Here is a 20866-nt window from a genome sequence, read left to right on the forward strand (position 1 = left end):
GCTATGCCCGCCGGTTGTCGAGGCCAGCGATCTGCGCAGGGGTGATGGTCTTGGCAAGTTGCACCAGCCCATGCGCGGCAATCGCCGTGAATGCCGACATCCGATCCGCCCAAGGTTTTTCGTACCCCAGAAACGGCGTCGCCCCTTCCATCGAAGCGCTGATGAACAGTGCCATGTCACGCACCTGCTGCTCATTCAACGCAGGGTTCAACAGCGCCACATATTCCGCAATGATATCGTGAACCCGCTGGTAGAACACCCGCACCCGGTCGGCCACGAACTCGTTGTGGTTGGCCAGCGCCCACAGTTCGGGGAACAATCGGGTGGTGCGCTTTCCGGCGATATCGTCAAGGCACATCACCACAACCAGTCGCAGCCGTTCCTCGGCATCAAGCCCCGGCTGGCGCACGGTGCGTTCCAGCAGCTTGTCGTAATTGCCGATGATATCGTCCAGCAGTGTCTGGATCAGCAGTTCCTTCTTGGGGAAATGGTAGCTGACATTGCCCACCTTCATCCCGCATTCCGCCGCAATCCGGCGGATAGTGAACGCGCCCGATCCTTCATCGATCAGCACGCGCAGCGCGGCCTTGATGATTGTGTCCACCGTCTCCGTCCCGCGCGCATAGGTTCCGGGGCGCGGAGCAGAGGGCAGATCGGTGTCCAAAGGATCGGGGCGAGCAGCCATAAGACCCGCGCATAACACCAAGGTCGCGCCCGCGCCAAGGACATTGGTGCCACCAGACCCGATAGGGGAACAAGGCGCTTGACCCCAACCGATCACCTGTCCAGATTCCAGCCCAATCGGAAAAGCGCCAACAGCAACGCTTTGATGCGCGTCTGAAACATTTGCCGGAGATTCAACACGATGAGCGTCACCCTCACCGTTAATGGTCGTAAGCGCGCGGTCGATGCAGAGGCAGACAAGCCCCTGCTCTGGGTCTTGCGTGAAGACCTCGATATGCCCGGCACGAAGTTCGGCTGCGGCGCAGGGCTGTGCGGTGCCTGCACTGTCCACCTTGATGGCGAAGCTGTCCGTTCGTGCCAGACACCGATTGCCGATGCCGCCGGAAAGCAGGTTACCACTATCGAAGGCGTGGCCATGAACGATCTGGGCAAGCGCGTGGTGGAAGCGTGGACGGCATTAGACGTGCCGCAGTGCGGCTATTGTCAGGCCGGGCAGATCATGTCGGCCACGGCCCTGCTCAAACAAAACCCCAAACCCACGCCCGAAGATATCGACGGCTGGATGAGCGGCAACATCTGCCGCTGCGCCACATACCTCCGCATCCGCGCCGCCATTCGCAAGGCAGCTGGCCTTCCCGCCGAGATGGCCGATGCCTCAGCACTCCCCGTTGCGGAGAATCTGGCATGAGCGATACCATTGCCCTGTCCCGCCGCTCCTTCCTCGTCGCCTCGATGGCAGGCGGGGCCGCGCTCACGCTCGATGCCTCGGTCGTTCTCGCCGCAGCCAGCGCAGCCGCGCCCGCAGACGTGCTCAACGCCTTCGTCCGCATCAATGCCGACAACACTGTCACCATCGGCGCAAAGAACCCCGAAATCGGCCAGGGCATAAAGGTCATGCTGCCCATGCTGATTGCCGATGAAATGGACCTTGCATGGGAACAGGTCCGCATTGAACAGACCGATGCGAATGAAAAACTCTATGGTGTGCAAACCGCGGGCGGCAGTACCGCCACCCCGCGCAATTGGATACCCATGCGCCAGGTCGGGGCTGCGGCGCGCGAAATGCTCGTCCTTGCCGCCGCCAAAAAATGGGGCGTCCATCCCGCCACCCTGTCCACGGCCAAGGGTGCGGTCATCCAGACAACATCGGGCAAAAGCGCGACTTACGCCTCACTGGCCAAAGATGCGGCCGCGCAAACTCCGCCGGATCTCGCCAAGGTTACGCTGAAAGAGCCTGATGGCTTCCAGATCATCGGCACGTCCAAACCGGGCGTCGATGTGCCGAAGATCGTCAAGGGCGATCCGCTGTTCGGCATAGACACCCGCGTGCCCGGCATGGTCCACGGCGCTGTCGTCAAATGCCCTGCCCACGGCGGCACGCTGGCCTCTTTCGACGATGCAGCCGTAAAGGCCATTCCCGGTGTTCTTGCCGTCGTCGCGGTCAACAGCGGCTTTGTGCCTGAAGGCAAGGCCGATACGCTCGTCATTGTTGCCGATAGCTGGTGGAAAGCCAGCAAGGCGCGGGAAAAACTGTCGGTGAAGTGGGACAATGCTGCCGTCACCGGCTTCACCACTGCCAAGTATGAAGTCGATGCCGCAAAGCTGGTCGCTGGCCCCGCGCAAACCAACGTCTTCAAGGCTGGCGATGCCGATGCTGCTCTGGCCAAGGCGGCAAAGGTCGTCACCGCCGATTACGAATACCCGTTCCTCGCCCACGCCACGCTGGAACCGCAGAACTGCACCGGCTTGTTCAAGGACGGCAAGCTTGAACTTTGGGCACCCAGTCAGGCCCCAGCGGGCGGTCGCGCCGAAACAGCCAAGTTGTGCGGTCTTGCCCCTGATGACCTGACGATCCACATGACCCGCATCGGCGGCGGCTTCGGTCGCCGTCTTATGAACGATTACATGGTTATCGCGGGGCAAGTGGCAAAGGCCATGCCGGGCAAACCGGTAAAAGTCCTGTTCGACCGCACCGACGATTTCCGCCACGATTTCTACCGCCCCGCAGGCTGGCACCGCCTTACCGCAGGGTTTGGCGCAGATGGCGCACTCACCGCGTTCAAAGACCATTTCGCCACATTTGGCACCGATGGAAAGCCGGTGCGCGCGGCGCAGATGAACCCGGCGGAATACCCTGCGCAAGTCGTGCCGAACGTCGATCTTGGCGTCAGCTACATGTCCACAAACCTCGCCACCGGCTGGCTGCGCGCGCCCTCGTCAAACGCGATGGCCTTCGTATTCCAGTCCTTCCTCGATGAAGTGGCCGAAGCCGCCGGGCTGGACCTGCCCGAATTCATGCGCCGCACGCTGGGTGATGCACGCGAACTTCCCGGTGAACGCGCCAAATTCCACACCGGTCGCGCGCGGGGCGTGATCGATGCCGTGTGCAAATCCGCTGGCTGGAACGGTCGCCAGAAAGGGCGCGGTTTCGGCTTTTATTTCTGCCACTTGGGCTATTTCGCAGAAGTGGTGGATATCGCGATCACCGATGGCGCGCTGAAAGTGGACAAGGTGTGGGTGGCAGGTGACATCGGCGCACACGTCATCAACCCGCTCAACGCGATGAATCAGGCCCACGGCTGTGTGATCGAAGGATTGGGTCAGGCGATGATCGGGCAAAAGATCGTGCAGGAGGCAGGCGCGATCACCGCAGAAAACTTTGGCGATTTCGGCCTGATGCGCATCGATGCCGCGCCGCGCGAAATTGCGGTGGAGTTCGTGAAAACCGATTTTCCGCCCACCGGCCTTGGCGAACCGGCCCTGCCCCCGGTCATTCCAGCGCTGGCCAATGCGATCTACACCCTCACCGGAAAACGCCATCGCCGTCTGCCGTTGGAGTTGGTATAGCGCGCAGCCTATGATCGCTGCCACGCCACTCGATATCCTGCGCTTCCTCGCCGCCCATGCGGAAGAAGGCATTGAATGCGTTCTCGTGACGCTCGTCGGAATCGAAGGCGGCTCCTCCCGCGCGGTGGGGGCGCAGATGGCGATTGCTGCGGATGGGCGGCGGATTGGCTCTTTCTCTGGCGGCTGCGTCGAAGATGCCGTCGCCGCCGAAGCGCAGGAAACGCTGCGCGATGGCTGGGGGCACGTTGTGCGTTACGGCGTCGGGTCACCCTACATCGATATCCGCCTGCCGTGTGGCGGCGGCATCGATCTGTTGTTCACGCCGCGCCCTTCCCCCGAAGCAATTATCGCTGCACTTCAATTGCTTGACCGTCGTGAACCGGCCGCACTACGTATCGATTGTGATGGCGCTGCACTGGCCGATCCGCTGGCACCGAAGGCATGGGACGGGCGCGACGTGACGCTGGCCTATCAGCCTCCTTTGCGCGTGATCGCACTCGGTCAGGGTGAGGATCTGACGGCTTTTGGCCTGCTTGCCAAAGCATTCGGCACGCAAGTGCTTGCTTTAACGCCCGATTCCGGCACGCAGCAAGTGCTTGCGCAAGCGGGGGTCGCCAGCTTGGCGCTCCCCACACGCAACGCATTGCCGCCGCTGCAAAGCGATGCGTGGACGGCCATCGTCTTCCTGTTTCATGGACGGGATTGGGAAGAATTCCTTCTGGCACAAGCGCTTGCCCTGCCGGCCTTTTATCACGGAGCTATCGGCAGCCGCCGCACGCATGCCGCCCGCCTCTCAAACCTGCGTGCGGGCGGCCTTGGCGAAGAGATGATCGACAGGGTGCGCGGACACATCGGCCTGATCCCCGCAACGCGCGATCCGGCAACGCTGGCTCTGTCGATCCTTGGCGAAATAGTTTCCGAATACAATGCTTTGGCCAACTGGACTTACTGGACCGGCGAACCTCTCAGCGCTGCCACGCTGCGATGACCGCCCGCCGCATCGCCGTTATCCTGCTCGCTGCTGGGCGCGCCACGCGCTTTGGCGGCGGCAAGCTTGGCACCGCGCTGGCCGGAAAACCTCTTGCCCGCCACGCCGCAGACAATCTCAGCGACTTGCCGTTCAGCCGAAAAATTGCGCTTTGCTCAATCCAAACCCCTCACCTTCCAGGCTTTTCCCGCATACTGCTGGATCCCTCCAAAGCGCCGCTATCGCAATCCATCGCAACCGGCATCGCCGCACTGACCGACGAAGATGCCGCGCTGTTCGCCCTTGCCGACATGCCGCTCGTCCCCACACAGCACTTCGCGGTGCTGATCGCACGGTTTGATGGAGACAGGATCGCCACGCGGGTCGATGGGCGCAACATGGTTCCGGCCATCTTCGGCAGGCAGCATTTTCCAGCGCTCAAAAAGCTTGTTGGAGACAAGGGCGCGGGCGCTCTGCTGCACGATGCACGCTCGGTAGAACTCAGCGCAGAACATGCGCTCGATGTCGACACTTTGGCCGACCTGCAAAGCGCGCTGGAACACCTTCAAGGCGGTTAGGTGCGCTCTAGGTGCATCTAGGTGCACTTCAGGTTATCGTCCTCACGGCAAAGGCAGCGGCGGCGGCGCGCGTTTCAACGCCAAGCTTTTCAAATACTTGCTCAAGGTGTTTGTTCACCGTGCGCGGGCTGATCCCCAAAATCTCGCCAATCACGCCATTCGGCTTGCCATAACTGATCCACAACAGCACTTCGGCTTCACGCAAGGTCAGGCCATAGCGTTCGCGCAGCAGCTCCACCTCTGCCCCTTCGCGGATCACGTTGAGCCGCACCAGCATCTCCTCTCCCCGCATCGGTCCCACCAGCACGAGTTCGATGGTCTGTCCGCCAACGTCGAAGCGCAGCGACGTTCCGGGGTGTTCGCCCGGCATCAGCAGGCGGGCAAGCGGTGCCTGAAACGCAGTGGGAAGCACATCGGCGCTACCCAGTGAATCCAGCAATCGTTCCACCTGCGGCGTAGCCCAGAGCAGATCGCCACCGGGCGTCACCGCAAAAAGATGCCGCCCGGTGGCATCCAGCGCGCTGCGCCCACCTTTGGAAACCCGCGCCGCCGCCAGATGCACACGCATCCGGGCCAGCAGTTCCTCAATCGCGATGGGTTTACGAACATAATCGACCCCGCCTGCCTCAAGCGCGCGGACGGCGTGTTCGGTTTCAGTCAGCCCGGTCATGAAAATCACTGGAATATCGGCAAGGCGCGGCTGCTTCTTGATGGCGCGCGTGGTGTCGAACCCATCAAGCCGGGGCATGATCGCATCGATCAGAATCAGGTCGGGCGCGACATGTTCGAGTAATTCCAGCGCGTCCTGACCATTGGTGGCAATCAGCACGGTCATCCCTGCGCGCTCAATGGTATCGATCAGGAAGTGCAGCGATTCCGGGTTGTCATCGACCACGAGAACGGTGTCCCGCCCGACGGCGGCGATGGTCCCGCCTTCTGCGATGGCCGCGCTAACCGACATCGACGACGCCGCGTTTGAGGGATTCTCGAAGGCTTTTGAAATCGAAGCATTCAAGACAGGTGCGAAGGTGGGCGACGAAGCGGGCTGCATCGGGAACGGATTCCTCCAGTTCTGACAGACGGTTCTGGATCGCACGGACATTGCCGATCCGCGCAAGGCTTTCGAGTTCGGACACGAAGGGCAGCGCAGCGGCAGGCAGATGAAGCTGGATTGTCGAACGCGGCTGCGCCTCTCGCAGGGGTGAGCCATCGGCCACGGTCCATGTCAGATCCAGTTGCCACGCCAGCGCATCCAGCAGGTTGTCGAGCTGGATCGGCTTGGTCAGGAACATGTCGTGTGCGTCGTGCCCGTCCCCTCCGCGCCGGAACTGATGCGCATCGGCGGAAACCATCACGATGCGCAGACCATCGCCATGCGCAGCACGCAGCGCGGCGGCGGTTTCCCAGCCATTCTTTCCAGGCATCGAGATATCGAGCAGTGCGATATCCGGCCTTGCCGCAGCGGCGAGGACTACAGCCGTTTCACCATCGCGCGCGCCGGTGACATTGAACCCTAGAGGGCGGAGCAGATTCTCGATCACAGCGGCCTGCGCGGCATCGTCATCAGCGATCAACACGCTGCGGCGCGGGCCTTCATAACCAGTGATCACATCGGCGCGATGGCTTTGCACGGGTTGCGTCACCGGTCGCGCCAGCATCAGCCGCAGAGCAAAGCGGGTGCCCTCGCCCGGCGTGCTTTCCACGTTCAGTTCACCGCCCATCACATGCACCAGCGTTGATGTGATGGCGAGGCCAAGGCCGATGCCGGGCTGCCCCGCTGCCGATTTGCTGCTGCCACGTTCGAACGCCACAAAGATGCGGTCCATATCTTCGGGCGCGATGCCGATGCCGGTGTCGATGACCTCGAATGTCGCGATCTCTCCGCGCCAGCCAATGCGAAATGTGACCGAGCCTGAAGGCGTGAACTTGATGGCGTTGGACAGCAGGTTGATCAGCACCTGCCGCAAGCGCTTCTGATCGCCCCGCACGAATTCAGGCAATTGCCGGGGCACTTCCAGCGTAAACTTGATCCCCTTTGCCCCGGCCTGCGGACGAAACATATTGGCGATCTGTTCGACGAAAGCAGGCAGGCGAATGGTATCGCGCGAAAGGCGCAGCACACCCGCCTCGACCTGAGCGATATCCAGCAACCCATCGACAAGGTTCGAGAGATGTTCGCTCGATCGGCAGATGACCTTGCCCGCCTCTTCCGGCTTCAGATCGCTGCCGCGTTCGAGCAACTGGGCGTAGCCGTAGATCGAATTGAGCGGTGAGCGGATTTCGTGACTGACCGAGACGAGATAGCGGCTCTTGGCGGCGTTCGCGGCCTCCGCCACTTCGCGCGCCTTTTGCAGGGCGGCGTCGGTTTCTTCGTGCGCGGCAACTTCCTGCTGGAGTTCAGCCAGATGACGGCGGGTTTCATCCTGCGCGGCGCGGCGGCTCTGGTGGGCCAACACGATGATCCAGCTACCAAGGCCGGACATGAAGAAGAACACGATGAACACCGCCAGCAGGATCGCCCAGACATGCGATGACAACGCGGGATGGTTGCGTGAATATTCCCGCCCGATCACCCCGATGACCAGCGCATTGGCCAGCGTGAATGCGCCGATCACCCCGATGAAGTGCCCGGTTGTGGTATGAACATAGCGGGCAAGCCGCCGGGGCAGCAGCCGTTCGGCCAGATTGGTAAACTGCTGCGTGGCGCGGCTGCCCTGCTTGCACAGATCATGGCAGCGCGTTTCCAGCGTGCAGCACATCGAACAGATCGGCCCTGAATAAAGCGGGCAGTGCGCGGTATCTGCGGTCTGGTAAGAACATTCGCAGACGGCGCAGGTCTTCTCCGGCTCGCTGTCCCCTTCACGCTGCCGGGCGATGTAGAAGCGCCCCTTGGTGAGCACCGCAATTGCGGGGGCCGCACCAAAGGCCACGCCAAGGCCGATCAGCGGTGCGAATGCCTGCGCCGCCTCGCCAAACAGGTGCAACTGGCACAGCCCCGATGCGGTGATCGACAGCAGCATCGCACCAACGCCGACCGGGTTCACGTCATAAAGGTAGGCGCGCTGAAATTCGACATGGGGTGGACTGAGGCCCAGCGGGCGCGATATCAGCAAGTCTGCTGCCAACGCACCGATCCAGCCTGCGGCAAGGCTGGCATAAAATAGCAGAACAGCCTCAAGCGAGCGGGTGAAACCGAAGAGCAGCAGGATCGTGGCGATGCCGACATTGAACAGCAGCCAGACCACGCGCCCCGAATGGCTTTGCGTCAGCCGCGAAAAGAAGTTCGACCAAGCGACGGACCCGGCATAGGCATTGGTCACATTCGCTTTCATCTGGCAGACCACGATCAGCAGCGCGGTGGCGATCAGCGCCGCACGCGGCCCGCCCAGCACCGGTTCGAAGGCATGGCGGAACATGCCGGTGGGTGATTCCGAAAGTGCAGGCGATACGCCAGACGACACCGCCCATACCGCAAGCACCGATCCCAGCAACATCTTGGCAGCGCCGATCAGCGTCCACCCCGGCCCGCCCAGCAAAACCACCGTCCACCAGCGCCGCGCGCCGATCACCTCGCGCCGGGGTAGGAAACGCAGATATTCGGCCTGCTCCCCGATCTGCGGCAAAAGGCAAAGCATCAACGACAGCGCCAGGCCGAATGCTATCAGCGGCGGGCGCGCCGCATAGATGCCGGTAAACTGGCTCCATGCTTCCAGAACCTCGCCGCCCTGCGCCAGCAAATAGGCCACGGGCAGCAATTGCAGCACGATCCACAGCGGCTGTGTCCACACCTGAAAGCGGGAAATCGCGCCCATCCCGTATTGCGCCAACGGCAAAACCACCAGCGCGCACAGGATATAGCCATATTGCACCGGCAAACCGGTCAAAGCACGCAGGGCCACCGCCATGATGCTCGCTTCGGCAGCGAAAAGCAGGAAGGTGAAAGCCGCGTAGATTAGCGATGTGATGGTGGAACCAAGATAGCCGAACCCTGCCCCGCGTGTGAGCAGATCGATATCGACACCACGCCGCGCTGCGTGGACGGCGATGGGCAGGCCTGTGACGAACATCAGCAGGCACGCAGTGAGGATCGCAGCGACGCTGATCGAAACGCCGTGCAGCAGCGTGATCGACGCGCCGATGGCCTCGCACGCAAGGAAAGCCGTGCTGCCCAATGCGGTGTGCAGCACCACGCCAGGCGACCATTGTCGCGCCGCATCGGGGGTAAACCGCAGCGCCGGATCGCTGCATGTCTGCCCGGCAACCCTCTGGTTGTAAGAGCGCCGTTCGGGAACGACAGTTGCAGATCGCGCCACGATCAGCCGCGCCTGCACAAGAGGTGCGAAACGCTTTTCGCGGTGGCGCCGTATCGGTTCATGCCGCCGATAGTGCAGCCCACCGCCGCCCGCGGGCATGGGCCGATTTACGTATGCCGGATCGGGCGATCACGGGCGGTTTCGCTGGAAACTACGTCAAATGGCGAATGTGCCGCTTTTTGCAACCGCGTAGCTTTGACCCCGTTCTGGATGAAACGCCGGACCCGATCTGGGGAGAAGCCAATCGGGGATTACCGGCCGGGTCGAAACGGCTCCAGCACACAAGAGAGCCGTAGGCGGGGATGACTGAAACCATGAAAAGAAACAACAACATGAGGGTTTCAATGAACTTTTCTCTGAAGCGAGCGGCGCTGCTATCCGCGAGTGCGATCGTAAGCGTAGCTGCCCTTCCCGCTTTTGCGCAGGAAGCCCCGGAAGCCGCCGAAGAGCCCGGCACCGAAATCATCGTTACGGCAACGCGCCGCGCGGTTTCGCTTCAGAATGCACCGATCAACATTTCCGCCGTCACCGCTGAAAACCTGAAAGATCAGCGGGTGGACGATGTGCGCTCACTCGCCGCGTTTACGCCGGGTGTAACTATTCAGGACACTGGCCCGCGTTCCAGCGGCTCCATCGTGATGCGCGGTCTTTCGGCCAGCGATACCAGCGCTTTCGGCGCCAACAGCGACAACACGCTGGCCACCTATCTCGGTGAAATCCCGCTCTATCAGGACTTCAAGTTCATCGACATGAACCGTGTCGAAGTGCAGCTTGGGCCGCAAGGCACGCTCTATGGCCTTGGCACGCTGGCAGGCGCGATCCGCTATATCCCCAACCGGCCCGATCCTGATCGCTGGGAAGGCGCATTCCACGCCCGCGTCTATGACGTTGCCCACGCAAAAGACCCCGGCTTCGTCGTCGATGGCATGATCAACGTGCCGCTGATCCCCGGCAAGGTCGCGTTCCGCTCTGCCACCGGCTATTTCAATGATCCGGGCTTCATCGATTACAACTACCTGCTTAATACGCCCGGCGTATCGAACCCGCAGCCGAACCGCCCCGGCACGTTCTTCGGATCGATCGGCACGGCGGATCAGATCGCGCAGAACTTCCACACCTATGAAGATGCGAACTTCGAACACACTTTCACCACGCGCAACCAGCTTGGTCTCTATCCGTTCGAAGGGCTGAGCGTAACACTCAGCTATGTGCGCCAGCAGACCGACACCAACGGGCGTCAGGCCAACGGCGGCGGCGTGTTTGGCACCGGCAAGTATGAAGCGCCGTGGCGCTACCTTGAACCGGCCAAGCGTGTGGCCGATCTTTACGCCGCCGAAGTGGAAGCGGAACTGGGCGATATCGCGCAACTGGTTTCGGCCACGGCCTTTACTCGCCAGAAGTTCAAAAGCTCAGCCGACGTGACCGACCTGCTGCTCGATCTGGACTATGACTACGAACTGTTCCCCGCCTTCTCCGGCTATACCCGGTCGAACGGCGAGAACGAACAGTTCAATCAGGAAGTGCGCCTTGTTTCCACCCACGGCGGACCGTTCAGTTGGGTGTTGGGCGGGTTCTACAACCAGCTCAAGACCAAATCGGACTACCGCGAAATCGTGCCCGGATACCCGGCATGGGCGGGGATAAACCGGCCTGATGAAGTGGAATACGCATCCTATGTGAACACCAAGACCACCGAAAAGGCGGTGTTCGGTGAACTGACCTTCCAACCGATTGACGCGCTGACGCTGACGGCGGGCGGACGCTATTTCAAATACGATGCCTATGTGATCGGCGGGCAGGCGCTGCCGCTGTTCCAGACCTTCCCGAACATCAACTTCCGTTCGCGCGAAGGCGATACCAGCGACGATGGTAACGTGTGGAAGCTGAACGCATCCTACAAGTTTTCGCCCGATGTCATGATCTATGGCACGTTCAGCAAGGGCTATCGAATTGGCGGGGTAAACCGCGTTGCGCCTTGCGTGCTGCCGCTGCCGCCGGGCCAGAACCTTTGCGCGCTGCCCAACGAGCTGTCGTTCGCGCCGGATACCACGAAGAACAAGGAAATTGGTATTCGCGCCAGCCTGTTCGATGGCAAGCTGCGCACCACGCTGGCGTTCTTCCACATCGACTGGGACGGCATCCAGCTTGATGGCCTGACCGAAAACGGTGCTATCGGCATTACCGTGAACGGCGGCAAGGCGGTGTCAAAGGGCGTTGAATTCTCGTTCAACGCAAGGCCGTTCGAAGGCTTCAGCGTTCAGGGCAACTGGTCCTATACCGATGCCTATCTGACCGAGGCTGTGCCGGGCCTGCTCAAGACGCGGACGAACGAGTTCGACGCGCTGCCGGGTGATCGCCTGCCAGGTTCGACCAAGGTTTCCGGTTCGCTGGGCATGAACTACGAATTCCCGGTGGGTGAAGACACCATGACGCTGAGCTGGACGTCGACCTACACCGGCGACATCTTCACCCGCGTGGGCGCACGGGGCGGCGGCGAAGTCCTGCCGGCCTATACCACCCACCGCGCGTCGATTGCCTATGCGCTGGATGATACGCTGGAGTTCCGCGTCTACGCCGACAACCTGACCAACAAGTTTGCGGTGATTGCGGTGTCCAACGACCTTTCGCGCCGCATCGTCAACGATGGCGTGGTCTCGCGCTACTATGCAAACTCAGTGCTCAGCCCGCGAAAAGTGGGCTTCGAGATGACCAAGAAGTTCTGACGCCTCAGCCCCGGTCCGCGCAATGCGCGCAGGCCGGGGAAGATGCTGCGAACACGTTCCTGCGAAGGACTGGGCCGCTGCTCCGCGAGGACAGCGGCCTCTTTTTGTGTGGGCGATCAGTCCAGCGGGATTCCGTTGGCTGTGAAGAAGTCCATTACTTCACCCAAGTGCGCTTCATAGGCACGCCACCGACCAATGGCGCGCGCGTTCATCGGTTCGCGCACCTGTTGAGCGCTGGGCGTGGCCACAGCAGCGGCGTTCTGATGGAAATCGAGGCAAGCTGCATCCCATTCCAGCCCGCAATGGGCCAGCATCTTGCGCGTGTTGGCTTCCTGATCGACCACCAGCCATTCGTAAGTCACTTCATGAATGCGACCCGGAAAGCGCTGCCGCCAGAAAGCCATCAACCGCTGGAACACGAGCACATAGCGCGCGGTGTCCATCAGATCATAGGACCAGCGGTAATAGGGCGATCCGGTGGCGAACAGGTGCTTGTAATTGGACCAAACGCTGTCCATCGCGCCGCGCCGCAGGCACAGCACTCTGGCATTGGGAAATGCTTGAAGAATCCAGCCGATGTATAGAAAATTCAAAGGAAACTTGTCGGTAAAGCGCGAACTTTGCGCACCTGCGTTCTGGCGCGCTCGGCCAAGGTAGAGTTCGCCCAAGACTTGCGCCGACGCGCCGCGCAGCGCTTCGATCGTTTCGGGATCGAGCACCATGCGCGATCCTGTCTGCGCAATCTGCTTCACCGCCAGCGGCATGGCCTGCAGTTCCCCGGCGGATGTGACCGCATGATGCGATGACACAATACGATCCACCAACGTGGTGCCCGTGCGTGGTAGACCGACGACGAATAGCGGCGCATCTTCCAGTGTGCTGTCGGGGCGCAAAGGCAGATCGGCCACAAAACTGCGGCGCACTGCATCGAACACCGCTTCGTCATCGGCAAAGGCATAACCCAGGCGGGCGCGATGGATCGCATTACCCTTTGCGAGGTGATCGAAAGCGCGGTCGTGATCACTCAGCCCTTCCAGCCCGGCTGCAGCGGCATAATGCAGGCGCACTTGTTCGAGCGGATCGTCCGCACCCGAAAGCGCGCGCTCTATCCGCGTCACGCCTTCCGAGGTCGGCTTGCGCTTCAATCCGGCAAGGCCAAGATGAGCGCGGCCATGCGCCGGTTCGCGTGCAATAATCGCCTCATACTGCGTCACCGCGTCGTTCACCCGCCCGAAAAAGCCGAGCGTGCTGGCAAGATTGAAGCGATATTCCACCGCGTCTGGCTGCGCCGCAACGGCCTGTTCAAACAGCGGCAGCGCCTCGTCATGCGCGCCGAGGCGGGCAAAAACGCAGCCGATGGTATCAAGCACCAGCGGATCTGATGGCCCCTTCTCCACCGCCGCACGCGCCGCTGCCAGTGCATCGCCCTCGCGCCGCGCCAGCAGCAGAATGCGGGCCTGCTGCGCAAGGTATTCGGGATTTTCCGGAACAGCGCGGATCACGGCGCCAATGGCCTTCAGCGCATCGGAAACCCGGCCCGTTTCGGCCAGAGCCACAGCGGCGACGAAACCGGCATCAACATCCGCCTGATCACGCGCGAGCGCTTCACCCGCAGCGGCCAGTGCCTTTGCCGGATCGCCTGCCGCCAGCATGGCGCGCAATGGCGAATATGCGTCGCTGTTGAGTACCGCCCCTGTCACGTCGCAACTCCTTGTGGAGGCCCCTCGATGACCTTTCCGCCTACCCTACCTGCGGTGCAAGGCTTCATTCCTACGCCGATTGACGCATCGCGCAATGCGCAGCCTGGAACGGCATTTTACGGTTCGCGTTGTGGGTGCGGACGGTCACAAGGAGGCAACCTATGCCTGCAAAATCCGCAGCCCAGCAAAAGGCGGCCGGCGCGGCCCTTTCCGCCAAACGTGGCGATACGCCCAAGAGCAAGCTCAAGGGCGCATCGAGAGACATGGAGAAATCCATGACGGAAAAGGAACTTGAGGATATGGCGTCGACCAGCCGGAAAGACAAACCGGAGCACGTCGACAGGAAATAGGGCATATGGACGAGTTCTTCACGCGGGTTGCCAATCGGGTCTCGCTCTGGGCGGGTCAGGCCGGAACATTCATCCTGGCGCTGACGATCATCATTGTCTGGGGCGTCAGCGGGCCGATCTTCCAGTGGAGCGATACTTGGCAACTGGTGATCAACACCGGCACTACCATCGTGACATTCCTGATGGTGTTCCTGATCCAGAACAGCCAGAACCGCGATGCGGCGGCGATGCAGGCCAAGCTGGACGAGCTGATCCGCGCTGTGGACAAGGCGCGGGTTGGGTTCGTCGGCATCGAACACCTGACCGAGGACCAGATTGAAAAGCTGCGCGATGCGCTGGAACGCGAGGTAAAGGCGACCGGTGACCGGCAAGCTACTGCCGACGAAACCGTTGAACGGCTATTGGATCGTACATGACCCAGTTCCGCAGCGAGAGCGACAGCATCGGCACGGTTCACGTCCCTGCGGGGGCTTATTGGGGTGCGCAGACGCAGCGCAGCATCGATAATTTTCCATTCGGCGCGATGGAGCGTATGCCCATTGGCATCGTGCGGGCGCTGGCCGTGGTGAAGCAGGCGGCGGCGCGGGTGAACCGCAGGCACGGCCTTTCGCCTGAGCTTGCGGACGCGATAGAAGCAGCGGCGGCAGAAGTGGTTGCCGGGATACTCGACGATCAGTTTCCGCTGGTGATCTGGCAAACGGGCAGCGGCACGCAGTCCAACATGAACGTGAACGAGGTGATCGCTGGCCGCGCCAACGAAATGTTGACGGGCGTGCGGGGCGGAAAAAGCCCGGTGCACCCCAACGATCATGTCAACATGGGGCAATCCTCCAACGACACCTTCCCCACCGCGCTACATGTGGCGGCGGTGGCCGCGCTGCACAGCGATCTCTATCCTGCGCTGGGACGATTGCGCGGAAGTTTGGCGGGCGCAGCGCTGGCTTGGAAAGATCTGTTGAAGATCGGGCGCACGCATTTGCAGGACGCCACGCCGCTGACGCTGGGTCAGGAATTCTCAGGCTATGCCCAGCAACTGGCGAATGTAGATGCGTTTCTGAAGTGCACAGAGATGCACCTACACGCACTTGCACAGGGCGGAACCGCCGTTGGCACGGGCCTGAATGCGCCTGAAGGCTTTGCAGAAGATGTTGCTGCGGAGATTGCGGGGTTAACCGGCTTGCCCTTCACCACCGCGCCCAACAAGTTCGAAGCGCTCGCCTCAAACGATCCGCTTGTTCAACTTTCGGGCACGCTGTCGACGCTGGCCGTGGCGCTGACCAAGATCGCCAACGACATCCGTCTGCTGGGTTCCGGCCCTCGGTCCGGCCTTGGCGAACTGGAGCTTCCTGCCAATGAGCCGGGCAGTTCGATCATGCCGGGCAAGGTCAACCCAACGCAGGCGGAGATGCTGACGATGGTGGCCGCGCAAGTGATCGGCAACCATCAGGCGGTGACGGTGGGCGGGATGCAGGGGCATCTGGAACTCAATGTTTTCAAGCCGATGATTGGCGCAGCCCTGCTGCGGTCGATCCATCTCCTCTCGGTCGGGATGCTGAGTTTCGCCACGCGCTGCGTTGAGGGGATCGAGCCGAACCGGCGGCGGATCGGGGAGTTGGTGGAGCGGTCTTTGATGCTGGGCACCGCGCTCGCACCCGAAATCGGCTATGACAACGCCGCGAAGATTGCCAAGCACGCGCACGAGAATGATCTGAGCCTGCGGGAAGCCGCGCTGGCGCTCGGTCTGGTGGACGAAGCGACGTTCGAGCGACTGGTCCGGCCCAACGAAATGATCTGAAACGGGCGTAAGTGTTATCTCGGACTTAACCTCGTTTCTTGGGTTGGTGCTAAGCCGGGTCTGACCATATGGTCGTATGACGATCCGCGCCGCCACCCTGCTTGCCTTTGCCAGCCTAGCGCTGGTGGCTCCGGTGGCCGTTCCTGCGAAGACGACGATGACCGCGCAACAGTTGCGGTTTGGGCCGTTCGTGGTCGTATCGGCAGATAAAGCGCGATTGGTGGGGGTTACCGATAGCGGTTCCCCGGCGGCGTTCCTTGCGATGATCGAGGCTTATCCGGCTATTCGCGCGCTCGAACTGGTCGATTGCGCCGGGACCAGCGACGATATTGCGAATTTGCGACTGGGCCGGATGATCCGCCAGCACGGCATCGCCACGATTGCCCCGGCGGGCGCTTCGGTGCGGTCTGGCGCGGTGGACATTTTCCTTGCCGGTGCGCAGCGAACGGCAGCAGCGGATGCACGCTTTGCGGTACATGCCTGGCTATCAGCAGACGGGCGCGAGGCTGGTGCGGCACAGGCCGATGATCCCGCACGCACCGCCTATGAGCGCTATTACCGCGACATGGGACTAGCGGCGGACGATGCGCGCGCCTTTTACGCGCTCACCATCTCTGTGCCGAACAACCGGACGCTGCAACTGGCCCCGCGCGATCTGGCGCGCTTTACCAAGGTTGCGACAGCGGGTTAACTCCGCTTCGACGCACCGCAGGCCTGCGCCAGTGCGAGGACGCTGGAAGGGCCATCCTGACCGCCAAATTCCACCGTGGCATTCTGGCCTGCAACCACGATCTTGTCGAACTTCATCAGCGCTTGCAGTTCTCTGGCCGAGAGCGGGTGGCCTTTGCCGTCCTTGTCCGGTTCGACCGGGAAGCGAGCGAGCATCTGGCCCTTGGCATAGACCTCAGCCGTGTTGGCCGGACCGTTGACCGACTTCATGAATGCCGTGGCATTCTGAGCGGCAGCATCCTTGACGCTGGTGTGGACCGCACCGTTGCGGAACATGGCATAAAGTTGTCCGGCGCGGCAGGTGAGTTCGAAGTTGAAGCTGGCCAGTTCATTGCCCGGAAAACCCGAAACCGAGGAAAACGCCTGATAGCTGCCGCGTGCCGGATCGGGCGACAGGAGACCGGGCGCAAAAACCCAGCGCGACTGAACCGGCGGCGTCGGACGGCTGCTGCTTTCCACAGCCATACGGCTTGCGCGGATTGGTGATGCACCGCCGCAGACCAAGGCATTGGTTGCCGTGAGCGAGCCATTGCCGGTGAACCAGAACACCTTTTCACCGACCTTGATGGTCAACGAGCGGGCCGAGCGGATCAGACCGTACTGTTCTGCCGAGAGATAGCCTGCGACGTAATCGGCAATGCCGGTGTGGCTCAACTGGCCCTTGCCTTCGAGCGCGACGCCGAATTCCGCCCATGCCGACTGCGATTCCACCGAGATGGTGATCACTTTAGGGCGAGCCGTTGTCAGTGCCTTGAGCAAGCCGGTGCCATCTTCGTTGCGATAGGCACCGAAGATCAGACGGCGGCCACGCATGTCGTTGGCATCGCACTGCACGCCAAGCATCGCGCCAGACTGCTGCCGCCCTGCGGAAACCAGCGCAGTGCTGCCAGCTTCGGCAAGCCGCCAATCGGCCTGCGCGGAGACGACGCCTTCGGCACAAGCCTGCGCGGGCACAGCGGCGAGCGCGACGGCGGCGAGCCATTTTGATGCGGAGCGCGACATTTCTTGGACCCCCAACTCGATTCCAGTTGAGCCGGTGTTAACCACATCCGGCAAGCATTGGCTTACCAGTGAGATACGCATAAATCCTTAATGTCACTGCCGAATGTGGGCAATTCAGACGCTGGCATCCGCCAGTTCAGCTTCCATCATCTTGCGCATTTCGAACTTCTGCGCCTTGCCGGTAACGGTCATGGCGAACGCTTCGACCACGCGAACGTGGCGGGGCACCTTGTAGTGCGCGATGCGGCCTTTGCAGTGAACCAGCACGTCATCGGGCGAGATCGCCTCGCCTGCTCGCGCGATCACCCATGCGCAGACTTCCTCGCCATACTTCTCGTCGGCCACGCCGAAGACCTGCGCATCCTGAACCGCCGGGTGGGTCAGCAGGAATTCCTCTATCTCGCGCGGGTAGATGTTTTCGCCGCCGCGAATGATCATGTCCTTTATGCGGCCGGTGATGCGGATGTAGCCCTGTTCGTCCATCGTGGCGAGATCGCCTGAGTGCATCCACCCTTCGGCGTCGATGGCTTCTGCGGTCTTGGCCGGATCGTCCCAGTAGCCGAGCATGACGGCGTAGCCGCGCGAGCAATATTCGCCCTGTTCACCAATGGGCAGCGTCTTGCCATCAAGGCCCACGACCTTGGCTTCGGCATGGGGATGGACGCGGCCCACGGTGCCGACGCGCTCTGCCAATGGATCATCGGTAGCGGTTTGCGTGGTGAGCGGGCTGGTTTCGGTCATGCCGTAACCAATGGTAACCTGCGTCATGTTCAGACGGTCCATGACCTGTTGCATGGTGCTGACCGGGCATGGTGAACCAGCCATGATGCCGGTGCGCAGGGTGCCTACATCGTAGGCGTCCAGATCTGGCTGGGCGAGGATCGTGATGAACATCGTCGGCACGCCATAAAGCGCGGTGCAGCCTTCAGCCTGAACGGCTTCAAGCGCCAGTCTGGCATCGTAGGCCTCGCCCGGATAAACCATTGCCGCACCGCTGGCGAGCGCGGCAAGATTGCCCAGAACCATGCCGAAGCAGTGATAGAGCGGCACCGGGATGCAGATGCGATCCAGGTTCGTCAGCTTGATCGTGCGGGCAGTGAAATGTCCGTTGTTCAGGATGTTGCGATGGGTGAGCGTGGCTCCCTTGGGGAAGCCGGTGGTGCCGCTGGTGAACTGGATGTTGATCGGGTCGTTACAGTCGAGCGTGGCATCGACGGCGGCGAGCGTTGCGGCGTTTGGTTCAACGCGCAGGGCTTCCCACGGTTCGAAACCTTCGTGTGCTTCATCGCCCAGAACGACGATGCTGCGGAGCAACGGCAGTTTTTCCGGGCCGAGTTCACGCAGCATCGCCACATAATCGCTGCTCTTGAAACGGGCGGCAGTGACGAGGAACGTGCAGCCCACCTTGTTCAGCGCATACTCCACCTCGCTGGTGCGATAGGCCGGGTTGATGGTGACGAGCACCGCGCCGATCCGCGCGGTGGCGAATTGCAGCACGGTCCATTCGGCGCAATTGGGCGCCCAGATGCCAACGCGGTCACCCTTCGTCACGCCGCGTTCCAGCAGGCCCGTGGCAACGCGATCAACCTCCGCATCGAGCTGGCCCCACGTCCAGCGAATGCCTTGGTGGCGGGAAACAAGGGCGAGGTCCGCCCCCCATTGCGCAGCGGCATCGCGCAAGGCCTGTCCGATAGTCTTTTCCAGCAGCGGTTCGTCAACCGCACCTTTGGCATAGGAAAGCTGCGTCATCGCTTGATGTTCACCACTTGCGTCTGTGAGTATTCGGCAAGGCCTTCGACCGACTGTTCGACGCCGAGGCCGCTGTTCTTGAATCCGGCCATCGGGATGTGGGGACCGATGGCGATATGCTGGTTGACCCAGACCTGCCCGCTTTCGATGCGCGCTGCAATATCCGCCGCTCGACCAATGTCCTTTGACCAGACCGAGCCGCCGAGACCGTATTCGCTGGCGTTGGCGCGGGCGATCACGTCTTCCACATCGTCGAACCTGATGAGCGGGAGGATGGGGCCGAACTGCTCCTCATCCACGATACGGTCGCCATCGGTAACGTCGCGCACGATGGTCGGGCGGATGAAATAGCCCGCGCGCTCCATCACTTCTCCGCCAGCAACAACAGTGCCTTCGGCGCGGGCAGATTCGAGGAAGCCCTTGACCTTTTCGAACTGCATCGCGTTTTGGATAGGGCCGATCTGGGTGCCCTGCTGCAAGCCATCATCGACTACTGCAGCTTCAGCAAGGCGCGCGAGTTCACCGCACATCGCATCGTAGATGTCGGCGTGTACATAGGCGCGCTTGATGGCGAGGCAGACCTGCCCGTTATTGAGGAAGGCGTTGCCGAAAATGGTCTGCGCGGTTTCGCGCACGTCCACATCTTCAAGAACGATGGCCGGATCGTTGCCGCCGAGTTCGAGTGTGACGCGCTTCAACGTGTCCGCACCGCTGGCGGCAATGCGCTTGCCGGTAGCCGTAGAACCGGTGAAGCCGACCTTGGCGACATCGGGATGTGTGGTGAGATGCGGGCCGAGGTCGTTGGCGTCGGTGATCACGTTGACCACGCCCGCCGGAAAAACATCGCGGCATATCTCGCCAAGGATCAGCGCACACACCGGCGTCGTCGGGGCGGGTTTGAGCACGATTGCGTTCCCCGCCAGCACGGCCGGGCCGATCTTCCAGCAGGCGACGAGCAGCGGGAAGTTCCATGCGATGATGCCCACGACCACGCCTAACGGACGGTGCTTCACCGCGATGTAGCCAGTTTCATCATCCTGAATGATCCGCTCCGGCAGTTCCAGCGTGGCGTAATGGCGCAAGTAGCCGTCGGTCCATGCCAGTTCGCCCAGCGCTTCGGCCAGTGGCTTGCCCTGCTCCATCGTGAGTGCGCGGGCGATCTCGTCCTTGCGAACGGCGATAGCATCGGCCAGTTCGATCAGCTTGGCCTGCCGATCTACCCAAGGCAGTGTCGACCAACCCGGCACCGCCGCCTTTGCCGCCGCGATGGCAGCATCGGCCTGTGCGGCGCTGGCGCGGGGAACCGTGCAGAACGGCTCCCCTGTAGCCGGATTGATCACGTCCATCGTCATGTCGCCATTGACGAGGGCGCCGCCGATCAGCAGCTTGTATTGAGGCATTATCCTCTCCCGACGGCTTTGCCGCCTTG

The 20866-nt window shown here is 61.9% G+C and carries 16 protein-coding genes; 9 read left to right on the top strand and 7 right to left on the bottom strand.

Features of this window, described 5'->3' with window-relative positions; translation table 11 throughout:
• Nucleotide 1: 1 nt before the first annotated feature.
• Nucleotides 2-685 (bottom strand): TetR/AcrR family transcriptional regulator, encoded by a 684-nt coding sequence (locus tag HGI47_RS04980; RefSeq protein ID WP_240949987.1) that lies wholly within the window; start codon nucleotides 683-685, stop codon nucleotides 2-4.
• A gap of 180 nt (nucleotides 686-865) precedes the next feature.
• On the opposite strand from HGI47_RS04980, the gene HGI47_RS04985 reads away from it, so the two are divergent.
• The 4 genes from HGI47_RS04985 to HGI47_RS05000 are packed head-to-tail and all read left to right on the top strand — an operon-like array spanning nucleotide 866 to nucleotide 5076.
• On the top strand, nucleotides 866-1372 hold the full coding sequence (locus HGI47_RS04985; RefSeq protein WP_168851672.1) for a (2Fe-2S)-binding protein: 507 nt from the start codon (nucleotides 866-868) through the stop codon (nucleotides 1370-1372).
• Entirely contained in the window at nucleotides 1369-3531 is a 2163-nt protein-coding gene (locus tag HGI47_RS04990) for a molybdopterin cofactor-binding domain-containing protein (RefSeq protein WP_168851673.1), read from the top strand. The genes HGI47_RS04985 and HGI47_RS04990 overlap by 4 nt, the downstream gene beginning before the upstream one ends.
• Before the next feature lie 10 nt (nucleotides 3532-3541).
• On the top strand, nucleotides 3542-4519 hold the full coding sequence (locus HGI47_RS04995) for an XdhC family protein (RefSeq protein ID WP_168851674.1): 978 nt from the start codon (nucleotides 3542-3544) through the stop codon (nucleotides 4517-4519).
• Entirely contained in the window at nucleotides 4516-5076 is a 561-nt protein-coding gene (locus tag HGI47_RS05000; protein ID WP_168851675.1) for a nucleotidyltransferase family protein, read from the top strand. The genes HGI47_RS04995 and HGI47_RS05000 overlap by 4 nt, the downstream gene beginning before the upstream one ends.
• A gap of 28 nt (nucleotides 5077-5104) precedes the next feature.
• Here the strand turns inward: HGI47_RS05000 and HGI47_RS05005 are convergent, their stop codons facing one another.
• Nucleotides 5105-6037, bottom strand: a complete 933-nt coding sequence (locus HGI47_RS05005; RefSeq protein WP_206065999.1) for a DNA-binding response regulator — start codon at nucleotides 6035-6037, stop codon at nucleotides 5105-5107.
• Nucleotides 6027-9389 carry an ATP-binding protein gene (locus HGI47_RS23030; protein ID WP_370521632.1) on the bottom strand — a complete coding sequence of 1121 codons (3363 nt, stop codon included), beginning with the start codon at nucleotides 9387-9389 and terminating at the stop codon, nucleotides 6027-6029. The genes HGI47_RS05005 and HGI47_RS23030 overlap by 11 nt, the downstream gene beginning before the upstream one ends.
• 344 nt (nucleotides 9390-9733) lie before the next feature.
• Here HGI47_RS23030 and HGI47_RS05015 point away from each other — a divergent pair, with 344 nt between their 5' ends.
• A complete protein-coding gene (locus tag HGI47_RS05015) occupies nucleotides 9734-12112 on the top strand; it encodes a TonB-dependent receptor (RefSeq protein WP_168851677.1) in 2379 nt (792 codons plus the stop codon).
• Between the two features lie 116 nt (nucleotides 12113-12228).
• Here HGI47_RS05015 and HGI47_RS05020 read toward each other — a convergent pair whose 3' ends face one another.
• Nucleotides 12229-13812 (bottom strand): sulfotransferase, encoded by a 1584-nt coding sequence (locus HGI47_RS05020; protein ID WP_370521633.1) that lies wholly within the window; start codon nucleotides 13810-13812, stop codon nucleotides 12229-12231.
• A gap of 161 nt (nucleotides 13813-13973) precedes the next feature.
• Here HGI47_RS05020 and HGI47_RS05025 point away from each other — a divergent pair, with 161 nt between their 5' ends.
• The 4 genes from HGI47_RS05025 (at nucleotide 13974) to HGI47_RS05040 (ending at nucleotide 16648) form a co-directional block, all read left to right on the top strand.
• A complete protein-coding gene (locus tag HGI47_RS05025) occupies nucleotides 13974-14162 on the top strand; it encodes a DUF3008 family protein (protein ID WP_168851678.1) in 189 nt (62 codons plus the stop codon).
• A 5-nt stretch (nucleotides 14163-14167) separates the two neighbouring features.
• The gene (locus HGI47_RS05030; protein WP_168851679.1) at nucleotides 14168-14578 is read left to right on the top strand and encodes a low affinity iron permease family protein; all 411 of its coding nucleotides are present in this window, start codon (nucleotides 14168-14170) and stop codon (nucleotides 14576-14578) included.
• Nucleotides 14575-15957: a class II fumarate hydratase gene (gene fumC / locus HGI47_RS05035; protein WP_168851680.1), complete on the top strand. Its 1383-nt coding sequence runs from the start codon at nucleotides 14575-14577 to the stop codon at nucleotides 15955-15957. The genes HGI47_RS05030 and fumC overlap by 4 nt, the downstream gene beginning before the upstream one ends.
• Before the next feature lie 76 nt (nucleotides 15958-16033).
• On the top strand, nucleotides 16034-16648 hold the full coding sequence (locus HGI47_RS05040) for an alpha/beta hydrolase (RefSeq protein WP_168851681.1): 615 nt from the start codon (nucleotides 16034-16036) through the stop codon (nucleotides 16646-16648).
• Here HGI47_RS05040 and HGI47_RS05045 read toward each other — a convergent pair.
• From HGI47_RS05045 to HGI47_RS05055, 3 genes are all read right to left on the bottom strand, one after another.
• A complete protein-coding gene (locus HGI47_RS05045) occupies nucleotides 16645-17688 on the bottom strand; it encodes a hypothetical protein (RefSeq protein WP_168851682.1) in 1044 nt (347 codons plus the stop codon). The two genes, HGI47_RS05040 and HGI47_RS05045, sit on opposite strands and share 4 nt — an antisense overlap.
• A gap of 114 nt (nucleotides 17689-17802) precedes the next feature.
• Nucleotides 17803-19437, bottom strand: coding sequence for an AMP-binding protein (locus HGI47_RS05050; RefSeq protein ID WP_168851683.1), 1635 nt, complete (start codon nucleotides 19435-19437; stop codon nucleotides 17803-17805).
• Nucleotides 19434-20837 carry an aldehyde dehydrogenase family protein gene (locus tag HGI47_RS05055; RefSeq protein WP_168851684.1) on the bottom strand — a complete coding sequence of 468 codons (1404 nt, stop codon included), beginning with the start codon at nucleotides 20835-20837 and terminating at the stop codon, nucleotides 19434-19436. Before HGI47_RS05055 ends, HGI47_RS05050 begins: the two co-directional genes overlap by 4 nt.
• Nucleotides 20838-20866 lie beyond the last annotated feature (29 nt).

This window comes from Novosphingobium sp. ERN07, from assembly GCF_012641335.1.
Classification (GTDB): Bacteria; Pseudomonadota; Alphaproteobacteria; order Sphingomonadales; family Sphingomonadaceae; genus Novosphingobium.

Excerpts from the sequence above, each read along its gene's own strand:
- HGI47_RS05045 (WP_168851682.1), bottom strand. The coding sequence starts at position 17,688 with ATGTCGCGCTCCGCATCAAAATGGCTCGCCGCCGTCGCGCTCGCCGCT.
- HGI47_RS05040 (WP_168851681.1), top strand. The coding sequence starts at position 16,034 with ATGACGATCCGCGCCGCCACCCTGCTTGCCTTTGCCAGCCTAGCGCTG.
- HGI47_RS05015 (WP_168851677.1), top strand. The coding sequence starts at position 9,734 with ATGAACTTTTCTCTGAAGCGAGCGGCGCTGCTATCCGCGAGTGCGATC.
- HGI47_RS04990 (WP_168851673.1), top strand. The coding sequence starts at position 1,369 with ATGAGCGATACCATTGCCCTGTCCCGCCGCTCCTTCCTCGTCGCCTCG.
- HGI47_RS05055 (WP_168851684.1), bottom strand. The coding sequence starts at position 20,837 with ATGCCTCAATACAAGCTGCTGATCGGCGGCGCCCTCGTCAATGGCGAC.
- HGI47_RS04980 (WP_240949987.1), bottom strand. The coding sequence starts at position 685 with ATGGCTGCTCGCCCCGATCCTTTGGACACCGATCTGCCCTCTGCTCCG.
- HGI47_RS05000 (WP_168851675.1), top strand. The coding sequence starts at position 4,516 with ATGACCGCCCGCCGCATCGCCGTTATCCTGCTCGCTGCTGGGCGCGCC.
- HGI47_RS05025 (WP_168851678.1), top strand. The coding sequence starts at position 13,974 with ATGCCTGCAAAATCCGCAGCCCAGCAAAAGGCGGCCGGCGCGGCCCTT.
- fumC (WP_168851680.1), top strand. The coding sequence starts at position 14,575 with ATGACCCAGTTCCGCAGCGAGAGCGACAGCATCGGCACGGTTCACGTC.
- HGI47_RS04995 (WP_168851674.1), top strand. The coding sequence starts at position 3,542 with ATGATCGCTGCCACGCCACTCGATATCCTGCGCTTCCTCGCCGCCCAT.
- HGI47_RS05050 (WP_168851683.1), bottom strand. The coding sequence starts at position 19,437 with ATGACGCAGCTTTCCTATGCCAAAGGTGCGGTTGACGAACCGCTGCTG.
- HGI47_RS05005 (WP_206065999.1), bottom strand. The coding sequence starts at position 6,037 with ATGTCGGTTAGCGCGGCCATCGCAGAAGGCGGGACCATCGCCGCCGTC.
- HGI47_RS05030 (WP_168851679.1), top strand. The coding sequence starts at position 14,168 with ATGGACGAGTTCTTCACGCGGGTTGCCAATCGGGTCTCGCTCTGGGCG.
- HGI47_RS04985 (WP_168851672.1), top strand. The coding sequence starts at position 866 with ATGAGCGTCACCCTCACCGTTAATGGTCGTAAGCGCGCGGTCGATGCA.